The organism is Rhodovulum kholense (genome assembly GCF_003053725.1).
Taxonomy (GTDB): Bacteria; Pseudomonadota; Alphaproteobacteria; order Rhodobacterales; family Rhodobacteraceae; genus Rhodovulum; species Rhodovulum kholense.
This window is the reverse complement of sequence record NZ_QAYC01000007.1, coordinates 181,517-204,851: the sequence shown is the minus strand read 5'-3', so window position 1 is coordinate 204,851 and position 23,335 is coordinate 181,517. Positions and strand designations below refer to the sequence as shown.

The following is a 23,335-nucleotide window of genomic DNA, read 5'->3' as shown; positions in this document are numbered from 1 at the left end:
GTCTGGCCGGAACCAGGGCCGCCGTCCAGCGGTTTCGGCTGCCAGCCGGAGCGCCCGTGGCGGTGAGGTGCTGCGCCGAGGGGGCGGGGTCAGGTCGCCCGACCGAGCACCATGCTCTGTGCGACCGCGCCACGGGCCGCATCCGCATGCACGGGAGACTGATAGGTCTCGAGCTTGGCAAGGAAGCTTTCGAGCCAGGCGGTCGGTTGGCCGGCGAGGCGCGAATAGCTGATCTGCGCACGCGTCGTCGAGAACACGTCCATCGGTTGTGTGAAATCCGGGGCCCTGACATCCATTCCGGCCTCGCGCAGGCAGTCGACCAGATGCGACTGGAACGTCTCGCCATGGATTTCGAGTTGAAGCAGGAAATCGTGATCCTCGAAGCCTGCATCGCGTAGGTCCCTGGCCATGGCGTCGATCTCTCGCGGCGAGATGTTGGCCATGTCGTAGCGGGCGAAAATGTCGGCGATGGCATCGGGGCCGCGGGGGGAGGCTGCCGAGCTTGCGGCGGCGGAGCCGGAGGCTTCTTCCGCCGCCTTGGCGAAATCGGACGACCGGACCCCGGCGGTGCCGCTGACGCGCGTGTAATTCGCGATGCTCTGGGCGAAGGCACTGTTTCCCTGAACATTCATCGATATGTCTTCCTCGAAAGCGGCCCGGTCGGGCGAGTCGGGCCAAGCATGGCTATCTCCGATGAAGGGTTTGCTAACGCCGCCCGGGTCCCGCTGCCGCAGGAGGCCGGACGGCAAAAGGGGCCGCGCGATGGCGGCCCCCTGTCCTGCTGGTGTGCTGAGCGATCAGCCGGTCCACTCGGGCAGCGATTTCAGCGTATCCTCGGTCTGGACGGTCGTGACCTTCAGATCGCCGTCCTCGCCATGCGAGATGTCAAGCTCGCCATAGGCCAGTTCGACCTGCTTCTCGCCGATGCCGAGGAAACCGCCCACGTCGACGATCACCCGGTCGATCTTGCCGCTATCGGTCAGCACCAGCTCGCCGATCTCGCCGATCTTCTTGCCATCTGCGCCGATCACCGGCTGACCCTGCAGATCCTCGGCGGTCAGCTCGGCCCGCTCGCTGTCCGAAAGCGGCGTACCGGCGTCTGTCGCGGAACCCATGTCGCTGTCATCGGCCTTGGCCTGCTCGGTTTTCATGCCGTCTTCGTTCGAGGCCTGCTTGGTCTCCATGCCGAGGAAGTCGCCCTCGTTGTCCATCGAGGCGCGGTCATAGGCGTCCTTGCCTTCAAGGGTCGACGCATCGCCCTGGAACACGACGAAATATTCGCCCTCGTCATCCGCGTCCGGCGCGAATTTCAGGCTCTGCATGTCGAGCGCAACCTCGCGCTCGCCCACGCCCAGAAACCCGCCGATATCGGCGATCACGGCTTCGACCGAGCCATTGCCGTCGATATAGACGTCGCCGATCTCGCCCACGTCCTTCCAAGTGTCGGGAGCGTCGGTCAGGTCGGTCATCGACATGCCCTCATCCGTGCCGGTGTCGACATAGATGCGTTTGCCGATCAGGGTGTCGGCGCTCATCGACTGGCCGGCCACATCGACATCCGGAGCGGAAATCGGACCGCCCTGGCTCTGGGCAAGGGCGGGCATGGCGACGAGAGTGGCAAGGGCGGTGGTCGCAAGAATACGTTTCATCTGTGAACCTCCTTCTTCGTGTGGCGGTGCCGGTCCGGCGCCGCTTCCATGGCCAGACAACGTGGTCGGGGCCTGCGGGTTTCAGAAAGCGCCCAGAAAAAGGCCAGAAAATCTCGGGAACCTGCCCGGTTTCTGTGCGTTCCGACGCGCCTGTTCCGAACTATGGTCTATTTGCCATTCGGGGCGCGTCCGCGGCCCCTCCCGGTTCGGCATCGGGCGACGCGCCGCCTGGCGGGACCGGCCTGCCGCAGGCAGGGGCCGGTCAGGGAACCGCAGGGCAGAGCCCGGCGTTGTTCCGGGACATCGCTTACGACACTCGGAACCAGGCCATCAGAAAAGGAACATCCGTCATGGAAGTCACAGGGATCGGCGGTCTTCTCGTCCTCATTCTCGATATATGGGCCATCGTCTCGGTCCTGAATTCCGGTGTCGCGACCGGCAACAAGGTCCTCTGGATCCTGTTGATCCTGCTCTTGCCGCTGATCGGCTTCATCATCTGGCTGATCGCGGGGCCGCGCTCCGCCGTCATCCGCTGAGGTCCGGCCGGACAAGCCTGCAGCCAACGCCATGCATGGATTCACCGAAAGCAGTGCGGCTCGTGCCGCAGCGACCGGTCCGGTCGAGGAGCTTGAGCTTCTTCTGACCGCGGCCGAGGCCTATCCGGCACTCGAGCGCGCCTTTCTGGAGGCGCGCCACACCATCTCGGCCAGTTTCCGCATCTTCGATGTGTCGACCCGGCTTCGCTCGCCCGAAGCCCGGGCGGTGGGAGAGGACTGGTTCGACCTTCTGGTCCATACGCTCGAACGCGGGGTCAGGGTCCGGCTGATACTGGCCGATTTCGACCCGATCGGCGCGGCCGACCTGCATCGGCTCAGCTGGAACGCCCGGCGCAAGCTGATTGCCGCTTGCGAGATCGCCCGAGCGGGAAGCCTCGAGGTGGTCAGCGCCCTGCACAGCGCGCGGGCCGGGCTTGGCGCGCGGCTGGTGCTTTGGCCCGGCGCGCATGGCAAGCTGCGCGTGGTGCTGGCCGAACTGAACGCCCTTTCCGGGGACGCGCGCGCGCGGTTTCTGGAAGAAGCCCCTGGGCTTGCCCGGATCACCCGCACCCGGCACGACGGCCGGATCGTGGCGGTGCCCGGCGTGCCGGATCTGACGCCGGCCACCCATCACCAGAAGATGGCGGTGTTCGACGGACGTCTGCTGTATGTCGGCGGTCTCGATCTGAACGAGCGGCGCTACGACACGCCCCGCCACCGTCGCGCGCCCGAGCGGACCTGGCATGACGTCCATGCGCTGGTGCGAGGGCCGGTCGTCAGCGCGGCCGAGGACCATCTCGAGGGCTTTCTATCGATCGTGGCCGGCCAGCGCCCGCCGGGTCCGGCCGCGCCGGGGTTCCTGCGCACGCTGTCGCGGCCCGCGCGGCGCGCGCCGTTCCGGTTTTCGCCGATGCCGGTGGTGACCGAGATCGAGCGGGCACATCTGTCGCGCATCGCCGCGGCCGAACATCTGGTCTATCTCGAAACCCAGTTCTTCCGGCATCTGCCGCTGGCTCAGGCGCTCGCCCGCCGGGCAGAGGCGCGCCCCGATCTGCGCGCTATCCTGGTGTTGCCCGCGGCCCCCGAGGACGTGGCCTTCGAGAACAGCAGCGGGCTCGACGTGCGCTATGGCGAGCATCTGCAAAGCCGCTGCCTGGGCCTCCTGTACGATGCTTTCGGTCCGGACCGGGTTCTGGTGCTGTCGCCGGTGCAGCCGCGCCGGATTGTCGACGCCGACGGCCGCGAGGCGCTGCAGGACGCGCCGATCATCTATGTCCATTCCAAGGTGTCGATCTTTGACGACCGCGCGGCGATCCTGTCTTCGGCAAACCTGAACGGCCGGTCGATGCGCTGGGACACCGAGGCGGGGATCGAGCTGACCGCCGCCCGCCATGTCGAACAGATCCGGCAGCGGGTCATGGGGTACTGGCTGTCGCGCGATGCCGACGTTCAGGTCGATCCGGAGGCCCTGGACCCCGCGACCGCGTTCGAGCACTGGCGGGTGCTGGCCGATCTGAACAGTCGCCGCCGGCCCGAGCGGCGCGAGGGGTTTCTGGTGCATTACGATTCCGACCCCGCGCGCAAGCTGGGCCTGCCGGTGCCAGGAGTGCCGCCCGAAATAGTCTGACGCGGCATTCGCTGCGCCGGCGGCGGTCGTCCCGGTTTTGCAGGGGGCGGGGCGGGGCGGGGCGGACCCGCCCCGTTTGCCGTCTGCAAGGTTTGCCGTCTGCAAGGGGCGAGATTGCAGATCGAGCCGCCTCGGTCACCCAAGGCCGAGGCAGGGTCAGAGGGTTTCAGAGGGCTCGGGTTCCGGCATCATGTCCGGTTCGGGCTCGTCGAAGATGTCGAGCATCGCCAGAACGATCACCAGAACCGGGATCGCGATCACCCCGCCGAGAGGTCCCCAGAACCACAGCCAGAAGACCAGAGAGACGAAGATCGCCAGCGGGTTCACCGCGATCCGGCGGCCGACGAAGGTCGGCGTGGCGACCTGCGACTCGATCCCGTTCAGCACCAGATAGATCGCGGCGGGCAAGACCGAGGCCCAGCCATCGAAGACGATCAGGCCGCCCAGAAGCAGCGCCGCCACCATCGTTGCGGGACCCACGTAAAGCACGAAGTTCAAAAGCGCGGCGCCCGCGCCCCAGGCGATGGCTCCGGGCATGCCAAGCACCCCCAGCGCCACCGCCAGAGAGACGCCGAGCCCGACATTGATCAGCGTGATGGTCAGGAAATAGACCGCCACCAGACGCTCGGCGGTGCGGATCCGGGTCAGGATGGCCTCGCGCCCCAGCCGCCGACCGGCAAAGCTGGCGATCCAGGCATAGACCTCGGAGCGGGTCAGCAGAAAGAAGAAGAGCGCCGCGATGAAGATCAGGATCTGGGCACCGATCCGGGGCGCCACGAAAAGCGCGTCGGTCAGGGTCGGGATCGAGGGGGCAGCGGTCTCGTCCGCACCGCTGCCGCCCAGCGCGCGCTGGACCTCGTCGCCGACCTGGCCCAGATTCTGCACGAATCCGCGGAAATCGTTGACCACGCCCCGCAGTTCCCAGCGGATCGTCGGCCATTGGTCGACCAGCCGACCGACCAGCGGTTCCAGCGCGAAGGCCAGCGCCCCGACCGCGAGGATACCCAGCATAGGCAGCGCCGCCGCGACCGGGGTACGCGGCAGTTTCAGCCGCCGTTCGAGCGAATCCGCCAGTGGCGACAGGATGATCCCCGCAACCAGCGCCAGACAGAGCGGGGCGAAGATGTCTTCGGCCAGTTTCAGCGCGGCAAAGCCCGCGACTGCCGCCAGAATGATGAGGGCTGTGCGGGACGCCGGATCGATGCGGAATGTGGGGTCGGTCATGGCCGGTCAACGCGCGCGGGTGCGCGCGGTTCCGTCGGTTCCGCGCGGTCCGGAAAGGAGGTCGCTCGGAACGTATCAGCGTTGCCTTGCGGAACCCTTTCCGGCCTTGGGACGTTGATTGGGCAGACTGGAACCGAAAAGGAGGAATTCGATGAATACGGATATCATCCAAGGGAAATGGAAGCAGATCAAGGGCCGGGCGCGCGAAGCCTGGGGGGCGCTGACCGATGACGAACTGGATCGCACCGAAGGCGACCGGGAACAACTGGTCGGCCTCGTCCAGGAACGCTATGGCAAGGCCCGTGAAGAGGCCGAGCGCGAGGTGGACGAGTTCCTCTCGAAGTTCAACTGACGCGGCCGCCACAAGATCCGGGCGCCCTGTCCTCTGGAGGGCGGGGCGCCCCTTTTTCCGTGGCGCCTGCCCCCCTGGCGCGGGGCAGGCCGGTGAAAGCCCGTGAAAAAGGACAATATTCCGCCGAAGTGACCCGAGAGATTGCCTGTTTTTAAGGCGGTCTTAAGAGTTTCCCCAAGGGAAGCCGGCGTCTTTCCGCGGGAACAGTATCGGTAATTGCATTGTTAATGCACTTGCTGCGACTTTCCGTCTATGATCGAAGTTCACGTACCCTCTGACAGGAACGGAGCTTCTCGATGCCGCACGCGGCTGCGCCTTTCACGACGTACTGCCCGACTTATGTGGTGCTTGAAAGGGACGCCCTGATTTCGGCCGACCTCATTCAGGCGATCGAATCCCTTGGGCCGTGCCGCGTGATGCATTTCTCGTCGATCGACCAGGTGACGCCTGCGCTCGAAGACGTCGGGGCGGTCGATGCGGCGTTTCTCGAGATGCGGGTCGACGATGCGCTGTCCAGCGGCCTTGCGGCCCATCTTGCCAAGCACGGCGCCCGTCTGGTTCTGACCCTTGGCGAGGATGTCGAACGGGTCATGGGCGAGGGGTGGCGCCTGTTGCTGCGGCCGTTCACCGAACGCATGGTCCATGATGCGCTGATGGAGACCAGCGCGGCCTGATACCGGGCCGCGCATGCGCCCGCCACGCCGGGCTGCGTGACGGGCCACAGGTGCCGTTCAGGCGTCTTCTGCCGGGCGAAGGTCCTCGGGCAGAAGCGCGGGCGGCGTCAGCCCGCCCACAGGGTCGGCCAGCAGTTCCTGGGCCAGGCTCAGCCGCTCGGGGCTGTCGCCGACCAGCGTCCAGAGGCGACGCATGTCCTCTTCCAGACGGTCCCCGGAAATCTCGCCCGCATCGCGCAGCCGCTCGAATTCGGCGATCACGTCGACCGCATAGTCGGTCAGCCCCATCGCCTGAAGCTGGCCGCCCGCGCGGGCATCCTCGGCCACCGCATGGGCAAAGGCGAAAAGCACGACCTGCGACAGCGCCTCGCCGATCGAGGCGCCATGCTCCATCCGGTCGGCGATCAGGGCCTCTCCGGCAAAGGTCATCTCGATCCCGATCACCGCCAGCGCCTCGCGAAGGTTCTCCATCAGGGCCGGGTCGGCATTGTGGCGCAGCGGCACCGTCTTCACCGCAGCGGGGCTGCCACCCAGCTCTTCGGTATAGCCGCGCACGTTGCGCGGCGCGGCGCGGCGCGGCATCGGCAAGGGCAGATCGTCGGCCGCCGGTGTCGGCGAGGGAGCTTCGGCTTCGGGTTTCGGCAGGTCGGCGGGCGGGGTCTGGGGCGCGGGCTCTGTTGCCGGCGACGGATCGGCCGGTTGCTGGACAGGCGCCGGTTGCTGTGCGGGTTCGACCTTGGCCGGGGCTTCCGGCGCGGGATCCCTGGCCTCGGGCTTGCTGGCGACTTTGGCGGCGGCGGTCCTGGCGGAAGCCTTCACCGGCGGTTTGGCCGGAGTTTCGGCGGCCACCTCGGCCGGGCTCTCCTCGGCAGCGGTTTCGCCCAAGGCCAGACCGGCGGCCGTCGGGCGCAGCAGGGCGACGGGCTTCGCGCCGAACACCCGGCGCAGAATGAAAGGCTTGCGCTGGATCTCTTCGACCAGCCCCAGCGCCTTCAGCCGTCCCAGCGGGCGCGAGACCTCAAGTCCCCGCCCGCGCGCCCGCACCAGCAGCAGGTCGCGCCCGAAGGGGCCTTCTTCGGCATGGATCTGGCGGATGATCGCCAGCAGGTCCAGTTCGATGGATTCGAGCGGTTTGTCTTGCATCTTGCCCTCGCAGCCCAAGCGCTGGCGGCATGGCAGATCGTCCCTGCCGCGTCAATCGAACCGGCGTCGCGGCGGGGGTCTGGGCGCCCTCCCGCCCGCCTGCCTCCTCCCGCCCGCCCGCCTGCCGGAGCTTTCGCGCAGGCGCGTGTCGCCCGGCCATGCGCTGTGCGGCGACGGGGGGACGATCTGGCGACGGACGGAAGAAGACCGCCGTCCGCACGCGGCGCGCCCGGACCGGTGCGGCGCTGGCCTAGCGGCGCTTCATCGCGTCCAGCAACGCCGCGCCAAGGGCCCCGGGCGCGGCGTCCGAGGCTTTGCCGCCAGGCCCCGAACTGTGCCGCGACGGGCCGTTTCGGGGGCCTTTCCCCGGTCCCTTGCCCGATCCTTTCGGACCCGGCCCGCGTTCCGGCCCCTTGCCCGCCGCACCGCGCGCGACGTCGCGGGGGGCCGCCTCGGTCCCGCCCTCCTTGCGCATCGACAGCCCGATCCGCTTGCGCGGCACATCGACCTCGACCACGCGGACCTTCACCACGTCGCCCGCCTTCACGACTTCGTGGGGGTCCTTCACGAACCGGTCGGCCAGTTGCGAGACATGGACCAGACCGTCCTGATGCACGCCGATATCGACGAAGGCACCGAAGGCCGCGACGTTGGTCACCGTGCCTTCCAGCAGCATCCCCGGGCGCAGGTCGGTGATGTCCTCGACGCCGTCGGCGAAGCTTGCCGTCACGAATTCGGGCCGCGGGTCGCGCCCGGGTTTGGCCAGTTCCGACAGGATGTCCCTGACGGTCGGCAGGCCGAACCGGTCATCGACGAATTCCATCGGGTCGAGCGCGCCCAGCCGGGCCTCGTCGCCCATCACCGCGCGCAGGTCGCGCCCGCAGGCGGCCACGATCCGGCGCGCGACGTCATAGGCCTCGGGGTGGACGGCCGAGGCGTCGAGAGGTTCGTCGCCGCCGGTGATCCTGAGGAAGCCCGCGCATTGCTCGAAGGCGCGGGGCCCGAGACGCGCGACCTTCAGCAGGTCCTTGCGTTTCGAAAAGGCGCCGTTCGCGTCGCGATGGGCGACGATGGCCTCGGCCAGCGACCCGCCCAGCCCCGAAACCCGCGCGAGCAGCGAGGGCGAGGCCATGTTCAGATCGACGCCGACCGCGTTCACCGCATCCTCGACCACACCGTCCAGCGCCCGGGCCAGCCGGTGCTGATCGACATCGTGCTGGTACTGGCCGACGCCGATGGCCTTGGGCTCGATCTTGACCAGTTCCGCCAGCGGGTCCTGCAGCCGCCGCGCGATCGAGACGGCCCCCCGCAGCGACACGTCGAGCCCGGGAAATTCCTTCGCCGCCAGTTCCGAGGCCGAATAGACCGAGGCGCCCGCCTCGCTGACGATCACCTTCTTCGGTTTCGGCGCGGGCAGGTCGCCCAGCAGCTCGGCCACCATCCGTTCGCTTTCGCGGCTCGCGGTGCCGTTGCCGATGGCGATCAGATCGACCCCATGCGTGCGGATCAGCGTGGCCAGCGTCGCCTGTGCGCCCCGAAGGTCGTTCTTCGGCTGGAAGGGATAGATCGTGGCGGTGTCCAGCAGCTTGCCGGTCGCATCGACGACCGCCACCTTGCAGCCCGTGCGGATGCCGGGGTCGATCCCCATCGTGACCTTTGCGCCCGCAGGTGCTGCCAGCAGCAGGTCCTTGAGATTTCGGGCAAAGACCCGGATCGCCTCGTCCTGTGCGCGGGTCCTGAGATCGCCCATCAGGTCCAGCATCATCGACAGGCTCAGCTTGGTCCGCCAGGTCCAGCCGGCCGCGTCGCGCAGCCAGCGGTCGCCGGGACCGTCGCCCCGCACGTCGAGCGCGCCCGCCACCATGGCCTGCACCCGGGGCAGCCCCTCTTCGGGTTCGGGGCCGATATCGACCGTCAGCACGCCCTCTTTCGACCCGCGCATGATCGCCAGCGCCCGATGGCTCGGCATCGTGGCCCAGGGCTCGCGATGGTCGAAATAGTCCGAAAACTTGGCGCCGGCCTGTTCCTGCCCCTCGACCACCTTGGCCGTGACCAGCGCGCTGTCCTGCAGGAAGCTGCGCAGCCGCCCGATCAGGTCGGCATTTTCCGCAAGCCCCTCGGCAAGGATGTCGCGCGCGCCCGCCAGCGCCGCCTTCACGTCGGGCACGGCCTCGGAAAGATAGCCCTCGGCCAGCGTCTCGGGGGCGGCGCCGCGGTCGCCAAGGATCGCCTCGGCCAGCGGGCCGAGCCCGTTCTCGCGGGCGATCATCGCGCGGGTCCGGCGCTTGGGCTTGTAGGGCAGGTACAGGTCTTCCAGCACCGCCTTGGTCTCGGCCTTCCGGATCTCGGCCTCGAGCGTTTCGGTCAGCTTGCCCTGCTCGCGGACCGACTCGAGGATCGTCGCCCGCCGCGCCTCGAGTTCGCGCAGATAGGCCAGCCGTTCGGCCAGATCGCGCAGCTGGGTGTCGTCGAGCCCGCCGGTCGCCTCTTTCCGATAGCGGGCGACGAAGGGCACCGTCGCGCCGCCGTCAAGCAGTTCGACCGCGGCGGTGACCTGATGCGGCTGGGCGCCGATTTCGGTGGCGATGGTGCGGGCGATGCGGGGGGCAAGATCGGCGGTCATGGCGGTCCGAAGTCTGGGTCAGGGGGCGACACCCTAGCCTGTCGGGCGGCCGCAGCCAAGCGGCGGAATCCGGCCGCACGGGTTCTTGCGCGGGACCTTGCGCCGGGCGGGGCTCGGGGCGAGACTGCGCGCCGGGCAAGCGGGAAGGGTGCCATGGAAGTCTTGTGGGTTTTGTTCGGGGTGGTCTACGGCCTTCTGGTCCTGATCGGCCTGCCGGCGCTGTTGCTGGCCTATCTGGGGCTGCGGCAGACCACCGGCGCGCTCGAAGCCCGGGTCGCGGCCCTGGCCGAAGACATCGCGGTGCTGCGCCGCGACGGGGCGCAACAGGCGCCTGCGACGGAAACCCCGGCGGTCCCGCCGCCGGTCGCGGCGCGCGACCTGCCCGAACCGGCCGCAGTGCCGCCCGAGCCCGCCGCGCCGCCAGCGATGCCGCTCCCGGCCGCGCCCGAGACCGAGGCGGCCGCCGCCCGGACCCTGCCCGCGACGCCTGCGGTCGCCGACCGTGTTGGCACCTGGCTGCGGGAAAACTGGACGCTGGCGCTGGCCGCGCTGTCGCTGATCCTTGGCGGGCTCTTCATGGTGCAATACGGGGTCGAGCAGGGTCTGCTGACCCCGCCGCTCCGGGTGCTGGGGGCGCTGGTGTTGGGGGCCGCGCTGATTGCGGCCGGCGAGGCGATCCGGCGGCGCCACGGCGACACCGCGGCGCCGAACCTGCGCCACCTGCCCTCGACCTTCTCGGGCGCGGGCACGGTCGTTCTGTTCATCGCGATTCTCTCGGCGCATGCGCTTTACGGGCTGATCGGATCGGTTCCGGCGCTCGCGGGCATGGCGGCGGTCTCGGTGGTGGCGATGCTGCTGGGCTGGCTTTACGGGCCGGTGCTGTCGGCCATCGGGCTTCTGGGGGCCACGGCGGCGCCCTTCTTCGTCGGCGGGTCCTCGGACAAGGCGGTTCTGCTTTACCCCTATTTCGCGATGGTGGGGCTTGCCGGGCTTGGCATCGACACCTTCCGGCGCTGGGCCTGGGTGTCGGTTCTGGCGCTGGCGCTGCCCGCGGGGGCGCTGGGGCTGTTATGGCTCCATGCGCCCGACGCGCGCGGGCTGGCGCTGGCCGCGCTGGCACTGGCGGCCGGCACGGCGCTGATCCCGGCCCGCAGCCTGCGGCCCGCCGCCGATGGCCCGACCGTGACCGAGGGCCTTGGCGGCGCGCGGCCCGCCTTTCCGACCTGGCTGGCGGCGGCCGGGCTGGCGCTGGCCTCCGGGGCGGGGCTTTTGCTGGTGCTGGACGCCCTGCGCCCGACCGAGGTCGCCATCGGCTTTGCGCTGCTTCTGGTGCTCTTCGCGGGGGCGGTGCTGGGGCTGGCCCGGGCGCCCGCCTTCGAGGATCTGGCGATTCTTCCCGGGGGCGCGGCGCTTCTGGCGCTTGGGCTGCATGCGGCAGGCGACGGCCCGCTTTACGGCGCCTTCCGCGCCGGGATCGACCGTTTGCCCGAAAGCCCGGCGCCCACGACCGTCTGGTGGCTGGCGGCAGGTGGCGCGGCCCTGTCGGTCATCGCCTTCCAGCGGCTCCGCCAGGCCAAGGCCGGCGGCCCGGACCATCGCGGGTTCTGGGCGCTGGGGGCGGCGGTGCTGCTTCCGGCTGCGCTGCTGATCCTCGAGGTCTTCTGGGCCCCGGCCGCGGTGACGGGCGCCTATCCCTGGGCGCTGGCGGTGATGGCCGGGGCGGCGCTGATGGTGCTGCTGGCCGAGCGGCGCTCGGCGCTGGGCGGTGAGGGCCGGGCCTTCGAGACAGGGCTTTTCGCGGCCTCGGCGCTGATCCTGATCGGGCTCGCGCTGTTCCTCGTGCTGACCAAGACGGCGCTGACCCTGGCGCTGTCGGCAATGATGGTTGCAGCGGTCGCCATCGACCGGCGGCATCCGATGCGGCCTCTGGGCTGGCTTGCGCAGCTCGGCGCGGCGGTGATCGGCTACCGGCTGGTGATCGACCCGGGCGTCGACTGGGCCATCGACATCGCGGGGCCGCTCGACGCGGCGCTGGCCCATCTGGGGCCGCTTGCGGCCTTTGCCGCGATGCGGGTGCTGGCGCGGCCCGACCGGGGCGCGGTGCGGGCGCTGGCCGACTCCGCGCTGGTGACGACGGCGGCCATCGCCGCCACCGTGGCGCTGCGGCGCTGGGCCGGACCCGAGGGGTTCGAGACCCATTGGGGCATGGGCCTGACCGCCACGGTCTGGACGCTGGCCGCCTTGGCGCAACTCTGGCGGCTGCCGCACGATCCGGGCCTGCTGCGCCCGCTGCGGATCGTCTTCGCGGCGCTCCTGAGCCTATCGGCGCTGACGGCGGGCGTGCTGCTGCTGAGCGATCTGGCGCAGCTTCTCGACCCCGGCCTTGCCAGTCGCCGCGTGGCCGGGCCGCCGGTGTTCGACAGTCTCGCGCTGGCGCTCTGGCCACTGGCCTTCGTGCTGGCGGGAGGGGCGCGCTGGCTGGGCGAGCCGGGGCGGCCGGGGGCGCGGCTGTTGCGGCCGGGGCTGGCCGGGCTGTCCGCGGGGGCGTTGGGCATCTGGGGCTGGCTTGAAATCCGGCGGCTCTGGCGCGGGCCCGAGCTGTCGCTGCCGGGGCCCAGCGATGGCGAGCTTTACAGCTATACGCTGGCGCTGCTGCTGGCCTCGGGTCTGGGTCTGGTCGCGGCCGTCCTGACGCGCTCGCATGTGCTGCGGCGGCTGGCCATGGCCGGGGTCGGGCTGACCGTGGCCAAGGTGTTCCTGATCGACATGTCGGGGCTGTCCGGGTTGGTGCGGGTCGCGTCCTTCGTCGGGCTCGGTCTGGCACTGGCGGGTCTGGCCTGGCTCGACCGCGCGGTCAGCCGGATCTGGGAGAAGGGCTGAGGCCGGACCGGCTCAAAGCCCGGTCGCGTTGACGTAGATCGCATAGATCGAGCTGGTGGCGCAGATCAGCAGCCGGTTCCGGGCGGGGCCGATGAAGCAGAGATTGGCCACCGTCTCGGGCACCGCGATCCGGCCCAGCATCGTGCCGTCGGGGGCGAAGCAATGCACGCCGTCGCCGGCCGAGCTCCAGAGGTTGCCGGCCCGGTCCAGCCGGAAGCCGTCGAAGACGCCGGTTTCGCAGCGGCAGAAGGGCACGCCCTCGCCGACCCCGGTGCCATCGGCCGAGACCGGATAGGCGCGGATCTCGGGCGGGCAGGCGGGGTCGTGGGTGATGCCGGTATCCGACACGTAAAGCACGCTGCCATCGGGCGAAAAGGCCAGCCCGTTCGGTTGCCGCAGATCCTCGACCACGGCCTTAAGCGCACCGTCGGGTCCGATCCGGTAGACGTTCTGGGCGCCGATCTCGCTTTCGGCCGCGGCGCCCTCGTAATCGCTGTCGATGCCGTAGGTCGGGTCCGAGAACCAGACCGACCCGTCCGCGCGCACGGTCACATCATTGGGCGAGTTCAGACGCTGGCCGCGATACCGGTCGGCCAGTACGGTCCGCGTCCCGTCGGGCTCGATCCTAGTCACGGCGCGGCCGCGATGTTCGCACCGGATCAGGCGGCCTTCGCGGTCGACCGCATGGCCGTTCTGGTTCAGCGCCGGGCTTTCGAAGACCGAAACCGACCCGTCGGTCGCGTCCCAGCGCATCACCCTGTCATTAGGGATGTCGGACCAGATCGCGTATTTTCCGGCCGGAAACCAGGCCGGACCCTCGCACCAGCGCCCGCCGGTCCAGAGCCGGTCGAGCCGGGCTTGGGTGTGGATCAGCCGCGCGAAGCGGGCGTCGCGGATGTCATAAAGCGGGGCAGTCTCGGTCATGGGGCCTCACGAGGGGGAACGCGCACTGCGGCCATGGACCAGCAACATGCACAGGATGACTCTGCCATAGATCACCTGCCGCCCGGCCTCGGGCATCTGCATGATCGACAGCACGGAATTGAGAAGCACGATCAGCACCACTCCGGCGAAGGTCCCGGCATAGCGGCCCTGACCGCCCAGGATACGGGTGCCGCCGATCACCACCGCCGCGATGGCCGGCAGCAGGAAGGGCGTGCCCATGCCCTGATAGGCCTTCGCCGAAAAGCCCGCCAGCAACACGCCCGCGAGCGCCGCGCAAAGCCCCGACGCGGCGAAGGCGCCGACGATCACCCGGCGGGTGCGGATGCCCGCCAGATAGGCCGCGGCCTCGCTGGTGCCGGTGGCATAGATCTCGCGGCCGAAGGCGGTGCGGCGCAACAGGACGGCGATCGCGACCGACACCGCCAGCCAGACGAAGATCGCGGCCGGAACGCCCGCGACCTTACCGGCGGCCAGCAGGCGCATCGTGCCGGTGGCGCGGTCCTGGGGCGCAAAGCCCGCCGTCTGGGCCACCATCAGCCCGCGCAGCACGGAATCGACGCCAAGCGTGAAGATCATCAAGGGGATCCGCAGCACCGCGACACCGAGCCCGTTGAAAAGCCCCGCGGCCAGCCCGACCGCCAGCCCGGCCGGGATCGCCCAGAGGCCGCCGACCGCGCTCGCGACCATCGCCGCGGCGGTCATCGTCCAGGGCACCGAGAGGTCGATATGCCCCAGCACGATCACCATCATCATCCCCGCCGCGACGATCCCCAGAAAGGCACCGGTCTGCAATTGCTGCAACAGGTATCCCGGCATCAGCAAAGGCGCGGTGCCCGCCGTGGCCAGCGTATAGGCCGTGCCCAGCACCAGGATCGCCAGAACGAAGCCCGAGACGATCAGGACCGGCCGGGTCTCGGGGGGAATCTGCGAAAACGTCATCGCCATGGTCCGGCTACCGGAAAAGCTCGAGACGGTTGCGCACCCTCAGCGTGCGCAGCGCGCCGAGGCTGACTGCGGCCAGCAGCACCGCGCCCTCGATCAGCGGCTGCAACAGCGGGTCGACCGAGAGGATGCGGAAATAGAAAGACAGGGTGCGCACCAAAAGCGCCCCCACGATGGACCCGAGCGCGCCGCCGACGCCCCCCATCAGCGAGGTGCCGCCAAGCACCACCGCGGCGATGGAATTGAGCGTGTAGGTTCCCGCCTGGGCGATATCGGCATTGCCCGAGGAGGTCTGGATCGCAAGACAAAGCCCGCCGCAAGCGGCGAAGAAGCCCGCCAGCGTGAAGGCCGCGATCCGGGCCCGGGCGACGGGCAGCCCCGACAGGACGGCCGCGGGTTCGGCCGAGCCGATGGCATACACGGTGCGCCCGGTCAGGCTGCGCCGGAACGGCAGCCAGACCCCGAGCGCCACGACCAGCACGATCAGGATCGGCACCGGAATCCAGGCCACCGGCCGCAGCCAGGCCGCCTCGGGGTCGGCAAGGTTCCAGGTCGCGACAAGCTCGGCCAGATCGTTGGTCAGCGCCCAGCTCAGATCGGCATCGACCCGGCCGCCGGGCCGGGGCCTCAGGATCAGCGCCAGCCCGATGGCAATGGCGCCGGTCGCCAGCGTGGCGATGATCGGCTGCAGCCGCCCATAGACCACAACAAGCCCGTTCAGTGCGCCGAAGGCGGTTCCCGCCAGAAGCGTCGCGGCCATGCCCAGCGCGACCTGCAAGGGCGGCCCGGTCACCAGCTCGGAGGCGAGGCAATTGGCCAGCGTCATCTCCGCGCCGACCGACAGGTCGAGCCCGCCCAGCGGTACGGGCAGGGTCTGGGCGATGGCCAGAAACACCAGCGCCACGCTTTCATTGGCGTTCTGGATCAGCACGGCCCCCGAAAACCCGCGCGGATGCAGCATGTTGTAGACCAAGTACAGCAGAAGGAAGAGCGCCAGCGCGCCCAGCGGTGCGGCCTTGCGGCTTGCCCTGGCCCCAAGCCTGCGAAGATCCGGGCTCATGCCAGCGCCTCGGCGGGGGCCCGGGACGGGCCGATGTTCAGCGCGGCTCCCAGCAGGGCCTCTTCGGTCAGAGCAGTGCCCGACAGCTCGGCCGCGATCCGGCCGTCAGACATCACCGCCACCCGGTCGGCGCAGCCGATCAGTTCGGCATAGTCGGTCGAATAGAAAAGGATCGCCTTGCCGCGGTCGGCGAGCACGCGCATCAGCGCGTAGATTTCCTGCTTGGTGCCCATGTCGATGCCCCGGGTCGGATCGTTCAGCAGGATCACATCGGGATCGGTCATCAGCCAGCGGGCGATCACCACCTTCTGCTGGTTGCCGCCCGACAAGGTGGCGACCGCGTCGCTGGGGCGGGCGGCCTTGATCCGCAGGTGGGCGATGGCCTCGCGCACCGCCGCCGCCTCGCGCGCGGGCGAAACTATGCCCTCGCGCGAGACCCGGTCGTAGGAGGCCGCCAGCAGGTTGTCGGCAATCGACATCGGCAGCATCGGCCCCTCGGTCTTGCGGTCCTCGGGCACCAGCGCGATCCGGGCGGGCGGGCGCCGCGCCGCGGCCGGCGAGCCCGGAAGCCCCGTGCGCCCGCCCAGCGTGACCCGCCCCGAACCCCCGCGCAACACCCCGAAAAGCGCCAGCGGCAATTCCTTCTGGCCCTGCCCGTCAAGCCCGCCCAGACCGAGGATCTCGCCCCGGCCAAGGGCCAGATCGACCCCGGTCAGCCGCGGCGGCCAGCGCAGGTCGTCGATCTTCAGATGCGGCGCGCGCGGGGCCGGGGCGGGCTTTGGCGGAAAATGCGCGGCGATGTCGCGCCCGATCATCATCCGCACGATCTCGGGCGCGCTGCGCGTGCCACGGGCGAAGGTTTCGACATGGCGACCGTTGCGAAAGACCGACAGCCGGTCGCACAGCCGGTCGACCTCGTGCATCCGGTGCGAAATGAAAAGACAGCTGCCCCCCCGCGCGCGCAGATCGGCCAGCAGCCGGTAGACCGTCTCGACATCCTGCGCGCCGAGCGCTGAGGTCGCCTCGTCGAGGATCAGCCCCTTCGGGTCGCGGGCCAGGGCCTTGGCGACCTCGACCATCTGGCGGCGCGACAGCGACAGGTCGCGAACAGGCATTTCGGGGTCGAGCCCGTCGCAGCCGATCCGCGCCAGCACCGCCTTGGCCCTGTGCCGCTGGGCGCCGCCGTCGATCAGCCCGAAGCGGCGCGGCGGATCGGCCACCGAGATGTTCTCGGCCACCGTCAGGTCGGGGATCAGCGACAGTTCCTGAAATACGCAGACGATGCCTGCCGCGGCCGCCTCGGCGGACGAGCCAAAGCGCACCGGGCGGCCGCCCAGGCGGACTTCGCCCGTATCGGGCCGCAGCACCCCCGCGAGGATCTTGATCAGTGTCGACTTGCCCGCCCCGTTCTCGCCGAGGATTGCATGGATCGAGCCCGCCTCGCAGTCGAAATCGACCGCATCGAGCGCCTGCGACCCGGCAAAGGCCTTCGAGACGCCGGACAGTCGGATCGCGGGCTCTGGGATGGGCATTGGGCGGGCACTCCGAGGCGGCGGGCCGGGGCAGGGACCGGGGCAAGGGCAGGGGCCCTCCGCCGCGCTTTCATGCGGGCGGCAGGGGCGGGCGGTCAGTTCGTGTCGGCCTCGGACTGTGCCATGATCGCAGGTCCGGTGATGTTCACGCCGCAGGGCGGAAACGCGTTCACGGTGGAGAAGCTGTCGGGCAGGTCGCTCCAGTAGTTCACGCCGTCCTGCAACTGGTCGTAGGTGGCAACCGGAAGCGGGACCGAAATCAGCTGCGGCATCGGATTGCCCTCGAGCGCCGAGATCGCGGCCATCATCGCGATGGCCACCAGACCCGGAGACTGGCCGATCGAGATGCCCTTCAGACCCTCGTCGGCATGCTGGGCGACGAGCTTGCGAAACCCGTTTTCGGATTCGCCCGCGACCGGCACCATCGGATGGCCGGAATCGAGCATCGCCTGAACAACACCGGTGGTTCCGCCCTGGGCGAGGATGGCGTCGAAATGGCCATGCACTGCGATGGCGTCGGCCACCACCTTCTGCGCGGTGCCGTCGTCCCAGTTGCCCACCACCGAGACCCGCTGCCAGTCGCCGCCCGACTCGTCGAGCACCTGGTTGATGCCCAGCGAGCGGTCGCGGTCGACCGAGTTTCCGGGCAGCCCGCGCACCTCGAGGATGCGGCCCGAGGTCTTGCCCTCGGCCTTCAGCTGATCCAGCACGAAGCCGGCCCAGGTCCGGCCCATCGCCAGCTGGTCCTCGTTGACCTGCATCACCTTGTCGGTGTCCAGCACGTTGTCGAAGGGCACCAGCACCACGTCGTTGCGGTCGGCCAGCCGGATCACCCGGTCGAAGCCGTCCGGCGCCACCGCGATGGTGACGATGGCGTCATAGCCCTGATTGATGAAATCCTCGATCGCGCCCAGCTGCACGGCGGCGTCGGTGTCGGTCGAGACCACCTTGAATTCGGCGATCCGGTCGCGGATCGAGGGGTCTTGGGCGAAGGCCTTGGCGGTCTTGATCATCTGGATGCGCCAGCCGTTGCCGACAAAGCCGTTGACGATGGCGATCCGGTAGGGTCCCTCGCGCGGGGCCCATTGCAGATAGCCGGTCTCGGCGCTCCAGGGCGCGAAGCAGGCCGGGTCGGCGCCCGGTCCGGGCACGCTTTGCGGACCGGCCAGAGCCAGACCCGGTGACAGCACGACCTCTGCCAGCGCGGGGGCGATCAGGCGAACAGCCGTCATGTCTTCCTCCCTCGATGCTCTTTCGCACCCCTTTTTGCCCCCTGTTGCCGGGCCGCCTCCTCGCGGCGCAGGTCAAGGGCGGTTCTGGCCCGGGCCTTGTTGGACCCGGTCGATCCTTTCGCCCGGTGCCCCCTTTGGGCTGCCTGTCGCCTTCCGTGCCGTCCCCGTCGGGGCCTGGCAGGACCCGATCAGCGGTCGAAATTCCCCACACCCGCCTGCAGATGTGCGCGCATGCGGTACTGGTAAGCCAGCCGGTCGCGGGCCTCCAGCGCGTCGAGGATGCCGGCATGTTCGCCAAACGTGTCGGTGGCATAGATCTGCTGGGTCTTTCCGATGGCCATGATCCGCAGGATCACCGGCTTCATGATCTTGTAGACGTCGAGGATCGCCTTGTTGCCCATCACCGCGATCAGCCGCGTATGCAGGCGAAAGTCGATCTCGGCCGCCTCGTCGCAGCTGCCCGCCCGGCGCAGCCCCTCGTTGATGTCACGCAGCTCGGCGATGTCGGCCCGGGCGACCCGGTCGAATATCAGATCGACGCTGGCGATCTCGAGCAGGCCGCGAAAGCCCTGGATGTCCGAAAAGGTCTTGCGCGAGACCTCGAGCGTGTTGAAGGAAAACAGCTCCAGCGCGCGTTCCATCCGGTCGTCGACGATGGTGGCCCCGACCTTGGGGCGGACGGTGACGATGCCATAGGCCTTGAGAATGCGCATCGCCTCGCGCACGGTGTTGCGGCTGGCCTGGAACCGGTCGCAAAGTTCGCGCTCGGTCGGCAGGCTGTCGCCGACGCGCAGGCCCTCGGCGGCGATCAGAGCGCGCAGCTTTTCGGCCAGATCCTCGACCGCCGACAGCCCCGAGGCGGCGCCGACAGCTCTGGCTGTCGCACCGCCGGTCGATGGGCCTGCCCTGGCAGAGAGGGCGGTATCTCTTTCCACCTCTGGCGGCGGACCGTCCTCTTCGCGCATGGGCTGCTCCTTGTTTCGGATTGCATTTGTGAAATCGAATTTAGGGACGCGAAGAAACACCTGTCAATGCGATGTTGGTCGGGTCAAAGATTTCGCGATCGATTGCGGGCCAATGGGCGGGCACGCCTCAAAGGCAAAAGGGAAAAATGCGGGAAGGTGCGAATTTCGCATTTTCCGGGGAAGATTCGTGTTTTTGGAATATTCCGGGAGTGCCCTGACAGGTGCCGCGAGCGTCGCAACCGCGGCGGGCTTGACCGTGAGAGGAGCGGGAGAGGGCCGGGTCGGCTCCCAGGAGGGGCGAAAAAGCGCGCCAAAGCAGAGAAGCCGGAAAATCCAGGAATGTCAGGGCAATCCCTATTCCGACGCGAGGCAGTGCCTGTTGGTGAAGACCGGCATCGCCGATTCTGGATCGGATTGCACGGGTTTCCCCCGCGCCTTCGGACTGATGGCGAATGTGTCGGTCGAGAGAATGTCCGGCCGGATGGCGGCGCGGCGAGGGATCTTGCCTGCACATCTGCCGAATCCCGGCTTGATGGTCATGACCGGATAGTCGCCTGCGAGGGTCCGAGTCAAAAAACGCGGAATGACATTTCCAGAGGACGTATTCCCACGGTCGGTGCGATTCTGGCCAGGCATCTGAAGGGCGAAAACGATCGGACACGGCGGCCGGTCCTCGATCTCCGAGAGGGTGTCGCCAGAATTCGCGCTTCGGAAGCGGGGCGCTTTGAGCAGGAGAATTTCATGATGAATCGCGGCAATCGTTCGCTCGATGTCGTGGAGGGCGCGAAATACTATCAAAGATACGCCTTTTCTGTTCCGGATGATGCGGGCAAAGATAAATCCCTAGCGCATAACGGCATGTTCGAGCACTCGTCCCGCGTATCAAGCCCGCTTGGAAGCGAGATGGATCACCGGACGCACGGACGTGTCTTTTACCAGCATCCAGGTTTCACCATCCCGACATTTCTCGATAGCCCATGGTGCACCTCCTCGTTCTATCCATATGTCGCGCTTCGGAAAATGGTCCGGCCACCGCTGAGGACCTGGCAGATCCCGTTTCGCGAAAAGGCTGCAATGCAGCGGGGACAAGCATTCTGGACGCGGTCAATCCGGTCCGGAAGGGCCGCGCCCCGGCGCAGGCGCTGAAAGCCGGGCATTCGAGCGTGGCGCTCGGCCTTGACCTGGGGGATTCCGGAGATGCAATCGCCCCTATCTGCTGCGCATCGATGCCCCCGCCGCGTCGGGAGCGTGTCAAACCCTCCGACGCGTTCTTCGCCAGAACTGCGGACGTCGATGATTTCATCCTGTCCCGGTCCGATCATGACGGCGATGTCATGATCGAGGTGACGCCAGATCGGCTCGACCGCCTGCATCGGCTCAGAAAGGCGATGTCCTCCGGCTCCGGCGGGTCCGGGCCAGGGGGGCCGAAAAGGGCCAGCACGCTGGGCCAAGAGCTTCTGCTGTTCTGCACCGAAGCCGAGGTGCAGCACTGTCCGGCCGGGGCCGGCCAGGCAGAGAACTGCATCGTCGGGATTGTCCCCGGCGAATACGTTCAGCCTCCGCGTCAAGTGACACCGACGCCAGGCCCGATCCGTCCGGGGCCGGCGCGGGGCCGGTCGCCGGGAGGTCCGAGGCGGTTCCGGGCCAAATCCCGCGGGCGCTTCGGTCTGCGCGGCACTCAGGTCTTTGGGCCGAAAACGCGACGCGGCGCCTCCTGTCAATTTCCGGATGCTTCGGCACGGCCTGCCCGACGCCGCGCCGATCTGCGGTTTGCATCGCCTGCGCAAAGGACTATTCACGGGAAAACCAATCAATCCGGCGGGGCTCATGACCGTTTCGATCCTGTCCACTTTCGTCAAGCCGATGCATCCCGAAGGGCGCCGTTTCGTCGCCATCGCGGCGGGGCTGACGGTTCTTCTGTTCCTGATCTGGACGCCTCTGGGCTGGATCGGCCTCGGGCTGACAGTCTGGGTCTATTACTTCTTCCGCGACCCTGAACGGGTAACGCCTGTCCGGCCGGGGCTGATGGTCTCGCCTGCCGACGGGATCGTGTCGCTGCTGGAACCCGCTGTGCCTCCGGCCGAGCTGGGCCTGGGGGCGGCGCCGATGACCCGGATTTCGGTCTTCATGTCGGTCTTCAACTGCCATGTGAACCGGCTGCCCGCGGCGGGACGGGTGACAAAGGTCGCCTACCGGCCCGGCAAGTTCCTGAACGCCTCGCTCGACAAGGCGTCCGAGGATAACGAGCGCAACGGGCTGGCGGTCGAGCTGGCCGACGGGCGCCGCTATGGCGTGGTGCAGATCGCAGGGCTGGTCGCGCGGCGCATCTTGTGCTGGACCGCCGAGGGCCAGAGTCTTGCGACCGGCGAGCGTTTCGGCCTGATCCGTTTCGGCTCGCGGCTCGATATCTACCTCCCCGAGGGCGTGGAGCCGCGGGTTGCCATTGGCCAGACCATGGTGGCGGGCGAAACCGTCATCGCAGATCTTGGCGCCTGAGCGCATGGAGGGCTGATGATGAAGAAGTTCATCCGCCGCGACCCGCAGCACCGCGACCAGGTGCCGTTCCTGCAGCTTCTGCCCAATCTGGTGACGCTGTCGGGCATGTGCCTGGGGTTGACTTCGATCCGCTTTGCGATGGACGGGCGCTATGACGGGGCGGCGCTGCTGATCCTGCTGGCAGCGCTGATGGACGGGCTCGACGGGCTTCTGGCGCGGCGCCTGAACGCCACCTCGAATTTCGGGGCCGAGCTCGATTCGCTGTCGGATTTCCTCTGCTTCGGGGTTGCGCCGGGCCTTCTGGTCTATCGCTATTTCCTCGAGCCCTCGAACAATTTCGGCTGGATCTTCGTGCTGGTCTTTGCCGCCGCCTGTTGCCTTCGGCTGGCCCGCTTCAACGTCATGCGCGATGAGAACGAGGCGCAGACCAGCCATCACTTTCTCGGGGTGCCGGCCCCGGCCGGGGCGATGCTGGGGCTGCTGCCGCTGTTTCTGGCGCTGTCGGGCATCGTCGATCTGCGCGCCACGCCGCATCTGGTGGCCTTCTGGATCGGGCTGGTGGGTCTTCTGATGATTTCGCGGATCAAGACCTTCTCGCCCAAGGCGATGCGCATTCCGCGCGCGCTGGTCGGGCTGATGATGTTCGCGACGGTGGCGGCGGTCGGGCTGATGTTCACCCGCATCTGGCTTTTGCTGGTCACGCTCGACCTGATCTATCTGGCGATGCTGGTCCATGGCGCTCTGAAGGCGCGTCGGCAGGGCCCGGTCTGACCCCGTCCGGTTCCGTCAAGGTCCGGTTCCGGCCGCGGTCGCTCCGCGGCCGTTTCTTTTTCGGGCGTTTACGGCGCAGCGCCCGCGGTTTCGGCAACGCTCCGCATGAGCGGTGCAAAGGCCCCTTTTCCTCGCCATTGAAAGTTGATAGAAATGCTCAGGTACGCGACGCATGCTTGCGCGCCGCATCACAGTCACTTGTCAGGCCCCAGCTCGTCGCCCGGTCCCCTGCCCGATCAAGACAGAAACGCGCGATGACTCTTCCAGCCGATTTCCCCCATCCACGCCGGGTTTTTTCTGACCGGTCCGCGCCCGGGCGCGCGACGCTCACTATGTCCGGGATCCGGTCCGAAGACGGGGGCGCGGGACGGGATGAAGGGCCGGAGCTGCGCGGCAGAATTCGCAATGGAATGGAGGGACAGAATGGAGCGACCCAACGCCCGCACGACCATGGTGACCAGAGCCGCCAGCCCGGCGGGGAGGGCGCCCCGATGACCCTTGTCCAGGCGATCCGCCACAGCAGCGGCGAAAGCAATCAACACGATGCACGGATTCTGACCGGCGGCGGCAATACTGCGGTGATCGTGCTCGACGGCGTGGCCTACACGCTGCGGATCACCCGCTCGGGCAAGCTGATCCTGACCAAGTGAGCCTTCGGCCGGCGGCGGGCACCCGCCGGCCTGT

The 23,335-nt window shown here is 68.5% G+C and carries 20 protein-coding genes; 8 read left to right on the top strand and 12 right to left on the bottom strand.

Annotated elements, in window-relative coordinates; translation table 11 throughout:
- Positions 1-89: 89 nt before the first annotated feature.
- Positions 90-632: a hypothetical protein gene (locus C8N38_RS11355; protein WP_108027292.1), complete on the bottom strand. Its 543-nt coding sequence runs from the start codon at positions 630-632 to the stop codon at positions 90-92.
- Between the two features lie 165 nt (positions 633-797).
- Positions 798-1,649 carry a PRC-barrel domain-containing protein gene (locus tag C8N38_RS11350; protein WP_108027291.1) on the bottom strand — a complete coding sequence of 284 codons (852 nt, stop codon included), beginning with the start codon at positions 1,647-1,649 and terminating at the stop codon, positions 798-800.
- Between the two features lie 350 nt (positions 1,650-1,999).
- On the opposite strand from C8N38_RS11350, the gene C8N38_RS11345 reads away from it, so the two are divergent.
- Both C8N38_RS11345 and C8N38_RS11340 read left to right on the top strand, forming a co-directional pair.
- The gene (locus C8N38_RS11345) at positions 2,000-2,185 is read left to right on the top strand and encodes a PLDc N-terminal domain-containing protein (protein ID WP_075786729.1); all 186 of its coding nucleotides are present in this window, start codon (positions 2,000-2,002) and stop codon (positions 2,183-2,185) included.
- Positions 2,186-2,216: 31 nt separating this feature from the next.
- Positions 2,217-3,812, top strand: a complete 1,596-nt coding sequence (locus C8N38_RS11340) for a phospholipase D family protein (protein WP_108027290.1) — start codon at positions 2,217-2,219, stop codon at positions 3,810-3,812.
- 156 nt (positions 3,813-3,968) lie between these two features.
- On the opposite strand, the gene C8N38_RS11335 is transcribed toward C8N38_RS11340, so the two are convergent.
- Positions 3,969-5,036: an AI-2E family transporter gene (locus tag C8N38_RS11335; protein WP_108027289.1), complete on the bottom strand. Its 1,068-nt coding sequence runs from the start codon at positions 5,034-5,036 to the stop codon at positions 3,969-3,971.
- Positions 5,037-5,187: 151 nt separating this feature from the next.
- On the opposite strand from C8N38_RS11335, the gene C8N38_RS11330 reads away from it, so the two are divergent.
- Both C8N38_RS11330 and C8N38_RS11325 read left to right on the top strand, forming a co-directional pair.
- A complete protein-coding gene (locus C8N38_RS11330; RefSeq protein ID WP_108027288.1) occupies positions 5,188-5,388 on the top strand; it encodes a CsbD family protein in 201 nt (66 codons plus the stop codon).
- A gap of 296 nt (positions 5,389-5,684) precedes the next feature.
- A complete protein-coding gene (locus C8N38_RS11325) occupies positions 5,685-6,062 on the top strand; it encodes a hypothetical protein (protein WP_108027287.1) in 378 nt (125 codons plus the stop codon).
- Positions 6,063-6,119: 57 nt separating this feature from the next.
- Here C8N38_RS11325 and C8N38_RS11320 read toward each other — a convergent pair whose 3' ends face one another.
- Together C8N38_RS11320 and C8N38_RS11315 are read right to left on the bottom strand one after the other, a co-directional pair.
- A complete protein-coding gene (locus tag C8N38_RS11320) occupies positions 6,120-7,205 on the bottom strand; it encodes a hypothetical protein (protein ID WP_146176259.1) in 1,086 nt (361 codons plus the stop codon).
- A 250-nt stretch (positions 7,206-7,455) separates the two neighbouring features.
- The gene (locus tag C8N38_RS11315; RefSeq protein ID WP_108027285.1) at positions 7,456-9,828 is read right to left on the bottom strand and encodes a Tex family protein; all 2,373 of its coding nucleotides are present in this window, start codon (positions 9,826-9,828) and stop codon (positions 7,456-7,458) included.
- Positions 9,829-9,981: 153 nt separating this feature from the next.
- On the opposite strand from C8N38_RS11315, the gene C8N38_RS11310 reads away from it, so the two are divergent.
- Entirely contained in the window at positions 9,982-12,708 is a 2,727-nt protein-coding gene (locus C8N38_RS11310; RefSeq protein WP_108027284.1) for a DUF2339 domain-containing protein, read from the top strand.
- Positions 12,709-12,720: 12 nt separating this feature from the next.
- On the opposite strand, the gene C8N38_RS11305 is transcribed toward C8N38_RS11310, so the two are convergent.
- From C8N38_RS11305 to C8N38_RS21125, 7 genes are all read right to left on the bottom strand, one after another.
- Positions 12,721-13,632: an SMP-30/gluconolactonase/LRE family protein gene (locus C8N38_RS11305; RefSeq protein WP_108027283.1), complete on the bottom strand. Its 912-nt coding sequence runs from the start codon at positions 13,630-13,632 to the stop codon at positions 12,721-12,723.
- Positions 13,633-13,638: 6 nt separating this feature from the next.
- On the bottom strand, positions 13,639-14,592 hold the full coding sequence (locus C8N38_RS11300; RefSeq protein ID WP_245895687.1) for an ABC transporter permease: 954 nt from the start codon (positions 14,590-14,592) through the stop codon (positions 13,639-13,641).
- A 13-nt stretch (positions 14,593-14,605) separates the two neighbouring features.
- On the bottom strand, positions 14,606-15,655 hold the full coding sequence (locus C8N38_RS11295) for an ABC transporter permease (protein ID WP_108027281.1): 1,050 nt from the start codon (positions 15,653-15,655) through the stop codon (positions 14,606-14,608).
- Entirely contained in the window at positions 15,652-17,187 is a 1,536-nt protein-coding gene (locus C8N38_RS11290; RefSeq protein WP_108027280.1) for a sugar ABC transporter ATP-binding protein, read from the bottom strand. The genes C8N38_RS11295 and C8N38_RS11290 overlap by 4 nt, the downstream gene beginning before the upstream one ends.
- Before the next feature lie 95 nt (positions 17,188-17,282).
- Positions 17,283-18,419 (bottom strand): sugar ABC transporter substrate-binding protein, encoded by a 1,137-nt coding sequence (locus C8N38_RS11285; protein WP_108027279.1) that lies wholly within the window; start codon positions 18,417-18,419, stop codon positions 17,283-17,285.
- A gap of 188 nt (positions 18,420-18,607) precedes the next feature.
- Positions 18,608-19,384, bottom strand: coding sequence for a FadR/GntR family transcriptional regulator (locus C8N38_RS11280; protein ID WP_108027278.1), 777 nt, complete (start codon positions 19,382-19,384; stop codon positions 18,608-18,610).
- A gap of 354 nt (positions 19,385-19,738) precedes the next feature.
- Entirely contained in the window at positions 19,739-20,182 is a 444-nt protein-coding gene (locus tag C8N38_RS21125; RefSeq protein WP_146176258.1) for a hypothetical protein, read from the bottom strand.
- Positions 20,183-21,211: 1,029 nt separating this feature from the next.
- On the opposite strand from C8N38_RS21125, the gene C8N38_RS11275 reads away from it, so the two are divergent.
- The 3 genes from C8N38_RS11275 (at position 21,212) to hemP (ending at position 23,301) form a co-directional block, all read left to right on the top strand.
- Positions 21,212-21,880 (top strand): phosphatidylserine decarboxylase, encoded by a 669-nt coding sequence (locus C8N38_RS11275; protein WP_108027277.1) that lies wholly within the window; start codon positions 21,212-21,214, stop codon positions 21,878-21,880.
- 15 nt (positions 21,881-21,895) lie between these two features.
- Positions 21,896-22,651 (top strand): CDP-diacylglycerol--serine O-phosphatidyltransferase, encoded by a 756-nt coding sequence (gene pssA / locus C8N38_RS11270; RefSeq protein ID WP_245895685.1) that lies wholly within the window; start codon positions 21,896-21,898, stop codon positions 22,649-22,651.
- A gap of 491 nt (positions 22,652-23,142) precedes the next feature.
- Positions 23,143-23,301, top strand: a complete 159-nt coding sequence (gene hemP / locus C8N38_RS11265; RefSeq protein WP_075786720.1) for a hemin uptake protein HemP — start codon at positions 23,143-23,145, stop codon at positions 23,299-23,301.
- The last annotated feature ends 34 nt before the right edge of the window (positions 23,302-23,335 follow it).